This window comes from Peterkaempfera griseoplana (assembly GCF_001418575.1).
Lineage (GTDB): Bacteria > Actinomycetota > Actinomycetes > Streptomycetales > Streptomycetaceae > Peterkaempfera > Peterkaempfera griseoplana.
On record NZ_LIQR01000307.1, the window covers coordinates 1 to 8481 of the forward strand.

An 8481-nucleotide genomic window follows, 5' to 3' on the forward strand; every position below is an offset into this window, starting at 1 on the left:
GGGCCGGCCGCCCCGGGTCGGGGGCCCCGGGGCGGCCGGCCGGCTCGGTCATCTGTCGCCGAAGACGGTGCGGTGCCAGTCCTTGCGGGCGACCGCGGTGGTGTCGTACATGACGTGCTTCACCTGGGTGTACTCGTCCAGTGAGTACTGGGACATGTCCTTGCCGTAGCCGGAGGCCTTGTAACCGCCGTGCGGCATCTCGCTGATGATCGGGATGTGGTCGTTGACCCAGACGCAGCCGGCGGCGATCTCCCTGGTGGCGCGCAGCGAGCGGTGCACGTCGCGGGTCCAGGCCGAGGCGGCCAGGCCGTACGGGGTGTCGTTGGCCAGCCGGATGCCCTCGTCGTCGCCGTCGAAGGGCAGCACGGCGAGGACCGGGCCGAAGATCTCGCTCTGCACCACCTCGGCGGTCTGCGGGACCCCGGCGACCAGGGTGGGCGGGTAGTAGGCGCCCAGGGTGAGGTCGGTGCCGTCGTGGCCCTTCTCCGGGGTCCGGCCGCCGGCGGCGATCACCGCTCCGGCGGCGCGGGCGCGCTCCACGAACCCGGCCACCCGGTCGCGGTGGGCGAAGGAGATCAGCGGGCCGAGGTCGGTCTGCGGGTGGCGCGGGTCGCCGAGCCGGACGGTGCCGTAGAGCTCGGCGACGCCCTCGACGAACGCCTCGTACAGCGGGCGCTGGACGTAGGCACGGGTGGCGGCGGTGCAGTCCTGGCCGCCGTTGATCAGGGAGGCGGCGACGGCGCCGTGGACGGCGGCCTCCAGGTCCGCGTCGTCGAAGACCACGAAGGGGGCCTTGCCGCCGAGCTCCAGATGGGTGCGCTTGACGGTGCGGGTGGCGAGTTCGGCGACCCGGCGGCCGACGGGGGTGGAGCCGGTGAAGGACACCATGGCGACGTCCGGGTGGGAGACCAGGTGCTCACCGGCGGTGCGGCCGTCGGCGGTGACCACGTTGACCACGCCGTCCGGCAGGCCGGCGTCGGTGCAGGCCTGGGCGAACATCAGCGCGGTGAGCGGGGTCAACTCGGACGGCTTGAGGACGACGGTGTTCCCGGCTGCGACGGCCGGGAGGATCTTCCAGGCGGCCATCTGCAGCGGGTAGTTCCACGGGGCGACGGAGCCGACCACGCCGAGCGCCTCGCGGCGGATGTAGGAGGTGTGGTCGCCGGAGTACTCGCCGGCCGCCCGGCCCTCCAGGTTGCGGGCCGCTCCGGCGAAGAAGGCGGTGTTGTCGACCGTGCCGGGTACGTCGAACTCGCTGGAGAGCTTGAGGGGCTTGCCGGTCTGGGCGGTCTCCACGCGGGCGAAGTCCGCCGCGCGCTCGGCGAGCAGCGTGGCGAGCCGGTTGAGGGCCTCGGAGCGGGCTCCGGGGGTGGCCGAGGACCAGCCGGGGAAGGCGGCGCGGGCGGCGGCGACGGCCCGGTCGACGTCGGCGGCGGAGGCCAGCCGGACGCGCTGGAGCACACTGCCGTCGGAGGGGTCGATGACATCGGCGTGCTGGTCACCGGTGCTCTCGGCGACCCGGCCGGCGATGAACTGGGCTCCGTCGGCGAAGCGGATGCCGCCCTCCGCGAAGGGGTCGTCCGTCGTCCGGTCCATGGTTCCTCCATGCGCTCGGCTGCGCCGGGTGGGCTGCTGGGATGTCATGTCCCCGGGACGCGGGGACCGGTCGGCCCGGGCGGGAGAGGACTGCACCGCTGGGCGCGGCCTCCTCGCCGCCCGCCGGTATGGGACGGCTGCGCTGACCGTCGACTGGGATTGCGCGATCATCGCAAGAGAACCTGGGATCCGACAAGGGATTCCGTTGTTGCCTTTTGGTTAAACGACGGAATCAAGTGCCGGGCTGCGGTACTCCCACGGCCGACCCGCTGACCATGCCCGCCGCGGCGCCGGGGCGACAAGAGACAGGACGCCAACCCCGGGACCGGGCGCCTTACAGGGTGCCAAGCGCCCGGCGGGCCGGTCTCCCAGCTCCGCGTTGCATGATGCTGCTGTCACTGTGAACCCGCGCGGTGCCCCCCGCCAACAGGAGGCCGTGTGTTCCCCACCGTTGCCCGTGTGCTCGACCTGGACGTGGTGCGCCGGGGGCTGCCCCAGGTGGTCGCCGGGGCGGACCGGCTGCAGCGGCCCGTCCGCTGGGTGCACATCAGTGAGCTGCCCGACATCGCCGGCATGCTGCAGGGCGGGGAGCTGGTGCTGACCACCGGCATCGCACTGCCGGACCACCGCGAGGGCCTGGCCCGCTATGTCGGCGAGCTGGCGGAGGTCGGCGCGGCGGGACTGGTGGTGGAGTTCGGCCGGCGCTACTTCGACACTCTGCCCAGGGCCCTGGTGAACGCCGCCGAGCAGCACGGTCTGCCGCTGATCGCGCTCCGCCGGGAACTGCGCTTCGTCGCGGTCACCGAGGCGGTGCACGCCCTGGTGGTCAACGCCCAGCTGGAGGAGCTGCGCACCTCCGAGGCGGTGCACCAGACCTTCAACGAGCTGGCGGTGGAGGGCGCCGAACCGGCCGAGGTGGTGCGCCAGGTCGCCCGGATGGCCGGCCTGCCCGCCGTCCTGGAGAACCTCGCCCACCAGGTGCTGGCCTACGACACCGCGGGCCGGGGCGCCGAGGAGCTGCTGGAGGACTGGGAGCGCCGCTCCCGGGGGGTGCACCCGGCCGGCCGTACGGGGCACGATCCGCGCAGCGGCTGGCTAGTGACCTCGGTGGGGGCGCGGGGGCACGACTGGGGCCGCCTGGTGCTGGTGGGGGACCCGGGGCCGCTCCCCGGCGAGGAGCCGCACCGGCACACCATGCTGCTGGAGCGGGGGGCTGCGACCCTGGCCCTCAACCGGCTGCTGGTACGGGACCGGGAGAGCCTGGAGCGGCAGACCCACCGCACCCTGCTGTCCGGGATCCTCACCCATGCGCTGACCGTCTCCGAGGTGGCGCTGCGCGCCCAGGCGCTCGGGGTGCCGCTGGAGGGGCGCCGGCTGGTGGGCGTGGTGCTGCGGCAGCGCCGCCCCCCGGCCTCCGCGGCGCTGGAGGCGCAGGCCCGGCTGCGGGACTTCACCGAGACGGCCGCCGCCGCCGTCCGGGAGCGCCGGATGTCGGCTCTGGTGGGGGCGCTGGACGACGAGGCCGTGGGGCTGCTGGTGGCGCTCGGCCCGCACGACGAGGAGCACGCCTCGCTGGACGGGTTCGCCGCGGCGCTGGGCCGGCTGCTCGGGGAGGACGCGCGCTCCGGGGGCCGTCCCGCGACGGAGCCGGTGGTCGCGGTGGGCTCCTCGGTGGGTTCGGTGCGCGACGCCCGTCGCACTTTGATCGAGGCCGTGCAGGTGGCGGACGCCGCCCTGCACGACTCGCCGCTGCCCGGGGCCCGGTCGGCGTCGTACTACCGGCTTCCCGACGTGCGGCTGCGCGGACTGCTGCACCTGCTGCGGGACGACGCCCGGCTGCAGACGTACGTGGAGCGGGAGCTGGGGCCGCTGCTGGCCCATGACGCGGAGCACTCCACCCAGCTGGTGCCGATGCTGCGGGTCTATCTGGAGCAGGGGCGCAACAAGTCGGCGGCGGCCGACGCGGCGCATCTGTCCCGGCCCTCGTTCTACGACCGGCTGCACAAGGTGGAGCGGGTGCTGGGCGTCGACCTGGACCAGGTGGAGTCCTGTCTGTCACTCCATGTGGCCCTGCTGGCGCTGGACGCGGTGCGGCGCTGAGGCGCGGACGCGGGCTGCCCGGGGGCAGGGGCCCTGGGTACAGTGCGGGATCAGCGATCAGCTGGTGACGTTGAGCGAGCACAAAGAAACGGGGCCACGTGGACGACATCGACCGGGCGATCCTCAGAGAACTGCAGACCGACGGCCGGATCGCCTATGCGGACCTCGGCCCCAAGGTCGGCCTGTCGGCGTCGGCCGCCCGGCAGCGGCTGCAGCGGCTGCTGGACTCCAAGGTGGTGCAGGTCGTCGGGGTGACCGATCCCATGGCCATGGGCCGCCAGTCGATGGCGCTGCTGGGCATATCGGTGGACGGCGACCCACGGGCGGTCGCGGATGTGCTGGCGCAGCGCGAGGAGGTCGTCTACATGGTGCTGACCGCCGGTCCGTACGACCTCTTCGCGGAGGTGGTGTGCGGGCAGCCGGCCGATCTGCTGGACCTGGTCAACGACGTGGTGCGGCCGATCGACGGGGTGACCGGGGTCGAGACCTTCCCCTACTTCGGCATCCACACCCACCGCTTCCTGTGGGACGTGGGCTGAGCCGGGGACGGCGGTGCGGCGGGGGCCGCCCCGGAGGCGAGGGCCTCCGGGGCGGCCCCCGGTGTCAGATCGCCGTCATGACGTGCTTGACACGGGTGTAGTCCTCGAAGCCGTAGGCGGAGAGGTCCTTGCCGTAGCCGGACTTCTTGAAGCCGCCGTGCGGCATCTCGGCGGCCAGCGGGATGTGGGTGTTGATCCACACGCAGCCGAAGTCGAGCACCTTGGACATCCGCATGGCGCGGGCGTGGTCCTTGGTCCACACCGAGGAGGCCAGGGCGTAGTCGACGCCGTTGGCGTAGGCGACGGCCTGGGCCTCGTCGGTGAACTTCTGCACGGTGATGACCGGGCCGAAGACCTCGTTCTGGATGATCTCGTCGTCCTGGCGCAGGCCCGAGACCACGGTGGGGGCGAAGAAGTAGCCCCGGTCGCCGACCTGCTTGCCGCCGGCCTCGACCTTGGCGTGCTCCGGCAGCCGCTCGATGAAGCCGGACACCTGCTTGAGCTGGTTGGCGTTGTTCAGCGGGCCGTAGAGGACGTCCTCCTCGTCGACGCCGCCGGTCTTGGTCTCGGCCGCGGCCTTCGCCAGGGCGGCCACGAACTCGTCGTGGATGTCGGCGTGCACCAGCACCCGGGTGGCCGCGGTGCAGTCCTGGCCGGCGTTGAAGAAGCCCGCCACCGAGATGCCCTCGACGGCCGCCGGGATGTCGGCGTCCTCGAAGACCACCACCGGGGCCTTGCCGCCCAGCTCCAGGTGGACCCGCTTGAGGTCCTTGGCGGCGCTGCCGGCGACCTGCATACCGGCGCGCACCGAGCCCGTGATGGAGGCCATCGCCGGGGTCCTGTGCTCCACCATCATGCGGCCGGTCTCGCGGTCGCCGCAGATGACGTTGAAGACGCCCTTGGGGAGGATCTCGCCCATGATCTCGGCGAGCAGCACGGTGGAGGCCGGGGTGGTGTCGGAGGGCTTGAGCACCACGGTGTTGCCCGCGGCGATGGCGGGGGCGAACTTCCACACCGCCATCATCATCGGGTAGTTCCAGGGCGCGACCTGGGCGCAGACGCCGACCGGCTCACGGCGGACGTAGGAGGTCAGACCCTCCATGTACTCACCGGCGGACTTGCCCTCCAGCATCCGGGCGGCGCCGGCGAAGAACCGGATCTGGTCCACCATCGGCGGGATCTCCTCGGAGCGGGTGAGCTCACGGGGCTTGCCGGTGTTGCGGCACTCGGCGTCGATCAGCTCCTCGGCCCGCGCCTCGATCGCGTCGGCGACCTTGAGCAGGGCTCGCTGGCGGGCGGAGGGGGTGGTGTCGCGCCAGGTGGTGAAGGCCTCGGCGGCGGCGGCCATGGCGGCGTCGACGTCGGCCTCGCCGGAGAGCGGGGAGGTGGCGTAGACCTCACCGGTGGTGGGGTCGACCACCTCCAGGGTCCGGCCGTCCGCCGCGTCGACGAACTCTCCGTTGATGTAGTTGCGCAGCGCGCGAAGATCGCTCACGGATCTCTCCTCGAATCCTGCATTCGGGTCGCCGGGTGGCCGCACCGGGCGAGGCACGGTGCACTGAAGTATGTACGGATTGCGGACATCACGTCCTGCTGCCCGTACATACGGACCAGGGTAGTCGCGTGGCCGACGTTATCGACATACCCGCGCGACGAGAACGATGGAATCAGCAGCGATCTGCAAGATCAACGACGGATTCCCTTGCGAACATCCTGTCGATCATGCAGAGTGGTGGCCGTGGCCAACCGCGACCGGAACGGCAGCGTTCCCCTCGACTCCGTATCGAAGGCGATCATCGAGCAGTTGCAGGAGGACGGGCGCCGCCCGTACGCCGCCATCGGGAAGGCCGTGGGCCTGTCCGAGGCCGCGGTGCGGCAGCGCGTACAGAAACTGCTCGACCAGGGCGTGATGCAGATCGTCGCCGTGACCGACCCGCTCACCGTCGGCTTCAGCCGGCAGGCCATGGTCGGCATCAACGTCGAGGGCGACATCGACCCGGTCGCCGACGCCCTGGCCGCCTTGGACGAGGTGGACTACGTCGTCGCCACCGCAGGCTCGTTCGACCTCCTGGCCGAGCTGGTCTGCGAGGACGACGAGCATCTCCTGGATTTGATCAACAAGCGCATCCGCGCCCTTCCCGGCGTGCGGAGCACCGAGAGCTTCGTGTACCTGAAGCTCCGGAAACAGACCTACACCTGGGGCACCAGATGACCGCGAACCCCGCCCAGAAGGACCTGTCGAAGTCCGCCTACGACCATCTGTGGATGCACTTCACCCGGATGTCGTCGTACGAGAACACTCCCGTCCCCACCATCGTCCGGGGCGAGGGCACCTACGTCTACGACGCCGAGGGCCGCAAGTACCTCGACGGCCTCGCAGGCCTGTTCGTCGTGCAGGCCGGCCACGGCCGCCGCGAGCTGGCCGAGGTCGCCGCCAAGCAGGCCGCCGAGCTGGCCTTCTTCCCGGTGTGGAGCTACGCCCACCCCAAGGCGATCGAGCTGGCCGAGCGGCTGGCCAACTACGCCCCCGGCGACCTCAACAAGGTCTTCTTCTCCACCGGCGGCGGCGAGGCCGTGGAGACCGCCTGGAAGCTGGCCAAGCAGTACTTCAAGCTGACCGGCAAGCCGACCAAGTACAAGGTCATCTCGCGTGCCGTCGCCTACCACGGCACCCCGCAGGGCGCGCTCTCCATCACCGGCCTGCCGGGCCTGAAGGCCCCCTTCGAGCCGCTGGTCCCCGGCACCCACAAGGCGCCCAACACCAACATCTACCGCGCCCCGATCCACGGCGACGACCCGGAGGCCTACGGCCGCTGGGCCGCCGACCAGATCGAGCAGCAGATCCTCTTCGAGGGCCCGGACACCGTGGCCGCCGTCTTCCTGGAGCCGGTGCAGAACGCCGGCGGCTGCTTCCCGCCGCCGCCCGGGTACTTCCAGCGGGTCCGCGAGATCTGCGACCGCCATGACGTGCTGCTGGTCTCGGACGAGGTCATCTGCGCCTTCGGCCGGCTGGGCACCATGTTCGGCGCCGACAAGTTCGGCTACCAGCCCGACATGATCACCTGCGCCAAGGGCATGACCTCGGGCTACTCCCCAATCGGCGCCACCATCATCTCCGACCGGCTGGCTGAGCCCTTCTACAAGGGCGAGAACACCTTCCTGCACGGCTACACCTTCGGCGGCCACCCGGTCTCCGCAGCGGTAGCGCTGGCCAACCTGGACATCTTCGAGCGCGAGAAGCTCAACCAGCACGTGCTGGACACCGAGGGCGCGTTCCTGTCCACCCTGCAGAAGCTGCACGACCTGCCGATCGTGGGCGACGTGCGCGGCAACGGGTTCTTCTACGGCATCGAGCTGGTGAAGGACAAGGCCACCAAGGAGACCTTCAACGACGAGGAGGTGGAGCGCGTCCTGTACGGCTTCGTCTCCAAGAAGCTCTACGAGAACGGCCTCTACTGCCGTGCCGACGACCGCGGCGACCCGGTGATCCAGCTGGCCCCGCCGCTGATCTCCGACCAGTCGACCTTCAACGAGATCGAGCAGATCCTGCGGGCCACCCTCACCGAGGCGTGGACCAAGATCTGAGCCTGACCCTTCGCACAACCCTCCGCCAGGGCGGCTCCCGGTTCGGGAGCCGCCCTTTGGCGCATGAATACCAGTCACATATATCCGATTGGATGTACTTCGCACCGTGTGCCGCGACCTCTTCGTGTCCTTGTGGTTCTAATCTGACATGTGACACCTAGAGCCGGAGGTTCTCTTGACAGCGGCCCCGCCGGACAGCGACGTGCTGCGAGCAAGCGGCGTGGTGAAGTCCCACGACGGGACCCCGGCACTGCGCGGAGTCTCCCTCGCCGTGCGCAGGGGCGAGGTACTGGCCGTCACCGGCCCGCGGGGCTCCGGTAAGACCACCCTCCTCGGCTGCCTCAGCGCCCAGCTGCCGGTCGACGAGGGCGAGGTCTGGTACGACGACCTGGCCGTCCACACCCTCTCCCGCACCGACCGGGAACGACTGCGCCGCGAGCAGTTCGGCTGGGTCGGGTCACAGCCCGACCTGGTGCCCGAGCTCACCGCCGCGGAGAACGTCGCCCTGCCGCTGCTGCTGGCCGGCGCCGGCCGCAGGGCCGCCCGCACCGCGGCGGCCGAATGGCTGGAACGCCTCGATGTGGCCGACTGCGCCCGCCGTCGCCCGGCCGAGATCATCCAGTCGCAGCGGCAGCGCATCGCGGTCGCCCGCGCCCTGGCG

The 8481-nt window shown here is 71.2% G+C and carries 7 protein-coding genes; 5 read left to right on the forward strand and 2 right to left on the reverse strand.

Annotation, left to right across the window (positions count from 1 at the left end):
• Positions 1–48 precede the first annotated feature (48 nt).
• Positions 49–1596 (reverse strand): gamma-aminobutyraldehyde dehydrogenase, encoded by a 1548-nt coding sequence (locus AOK09_RS22730; RefSeq protein WP_055589083.1) that lies wholly within the window; start codon positions 1594–1596, stop codon positions 49–51.
• A gap of 438 nt (positions 1597–2034) precedes the next feature.
• Here AOK09_RS22730 and AOK09_RS22735 point away from each other — a divergent pair, with 438 nt between their 5' ends.
• The gene (locus AOK09_RS22735; RefSeq protein ID WP_055589084.1) at positions 2035–3696 is read left to right on the forward strand and encodes a PucR family transcriptional regulator; all 1662 of its coding nucleotides are present in this window, start codon (positions 2035–2037) and stop codon (positions 3694–3696) included.
• A 98-nt stretch (positions 3697–3794) separates the two neighbouring features.
• Positions 3795–4235, forward strand: coding sequence for an Lrp/AsnC family transcriptional regulator (locus tag AOK09_RS22740; RefSeq protein ID WP_055589085.1), 441 nt, complete (start codon positions 3795–3797; stop codon positions 4233–4235).
• A 64-nt stretch (positions 4236–4299) separates the two neighbouring features.
• Here the strand turns inward: AOK09_RS22740 and AOK09_RS22745 are convergent, their stop codons facing one another.
• On the reverse strand, positions 4300–5730 hold the full coding sequence (locus AOK09_RS22745; protein ID WP_055589086.1) for a gamma-aminobutyraldehyde dehydrogenase: 1431 nt from the start codon (positions 5728–5730) through the stop codon (positions 4300–4302).
• A 243-nt stretch (positions 5731–5973) separates the two neighbouring features.
• Between AOK09_RS22745 and AOK09_RS22750 the strand changes: the two genes are divergently transcribed.
• The 3 genes from AOK09_RS22750 to AOK09_RS22760 form a co-directional block, all read left to right on the forward strand.
• Entirely contained in the window at positions 5974–6447 is a 474-nt protein-coding gene (locus tag AOK09_RS22750; RefSeq protein WP_055589088.1) for an Lrp/AsnC family transcriptional regulator, read from the forward strand.
• Positions 6444–7820 carry an aspartate aminotransferase family protein gene (locus AOK09_RS22755; RefSeq protein WP_055589087.1) on the forward strand — a complete coding sequence of 459 codons (1377 nt, stop codon included), beginning with the start codon at positions 6444–6446 and terminating at the stop codon, positions 7818–7820. The genes AOK09_RS22750 and AOK09_RS22755 overlap by 4 nt, the downstream gene beginning before the upstream one ends.
• Before the next feature lie 175 nt (positions 7821–7995).
• A partial coding sequence (locus AOK09_RS22760; RefSeq protein WP_157875998.1) for an ABC transporter ATP-binding protein occupies positions 7996–8481 on the forward strand: 486 nt, incomplete at its 3' end.

Bases quoted from the DNA above. Each gene is read 5' to 3' on its own strand.
- AOK09_RS22730 (WP_055589083.1), bottom strand. From the start codon at position 1,596: ATGGACCGGACGACGGACGACCCCTTCGCGGAGGGCGGCATCCGCTTC.
- AOK09_RS22755 (WP_055589087.1), top strand. From the start codon at position 6,444: ATGACCGCGAACCCCGCCCAGAAGGACCTGTCGAAGTCCGCCTACGAC.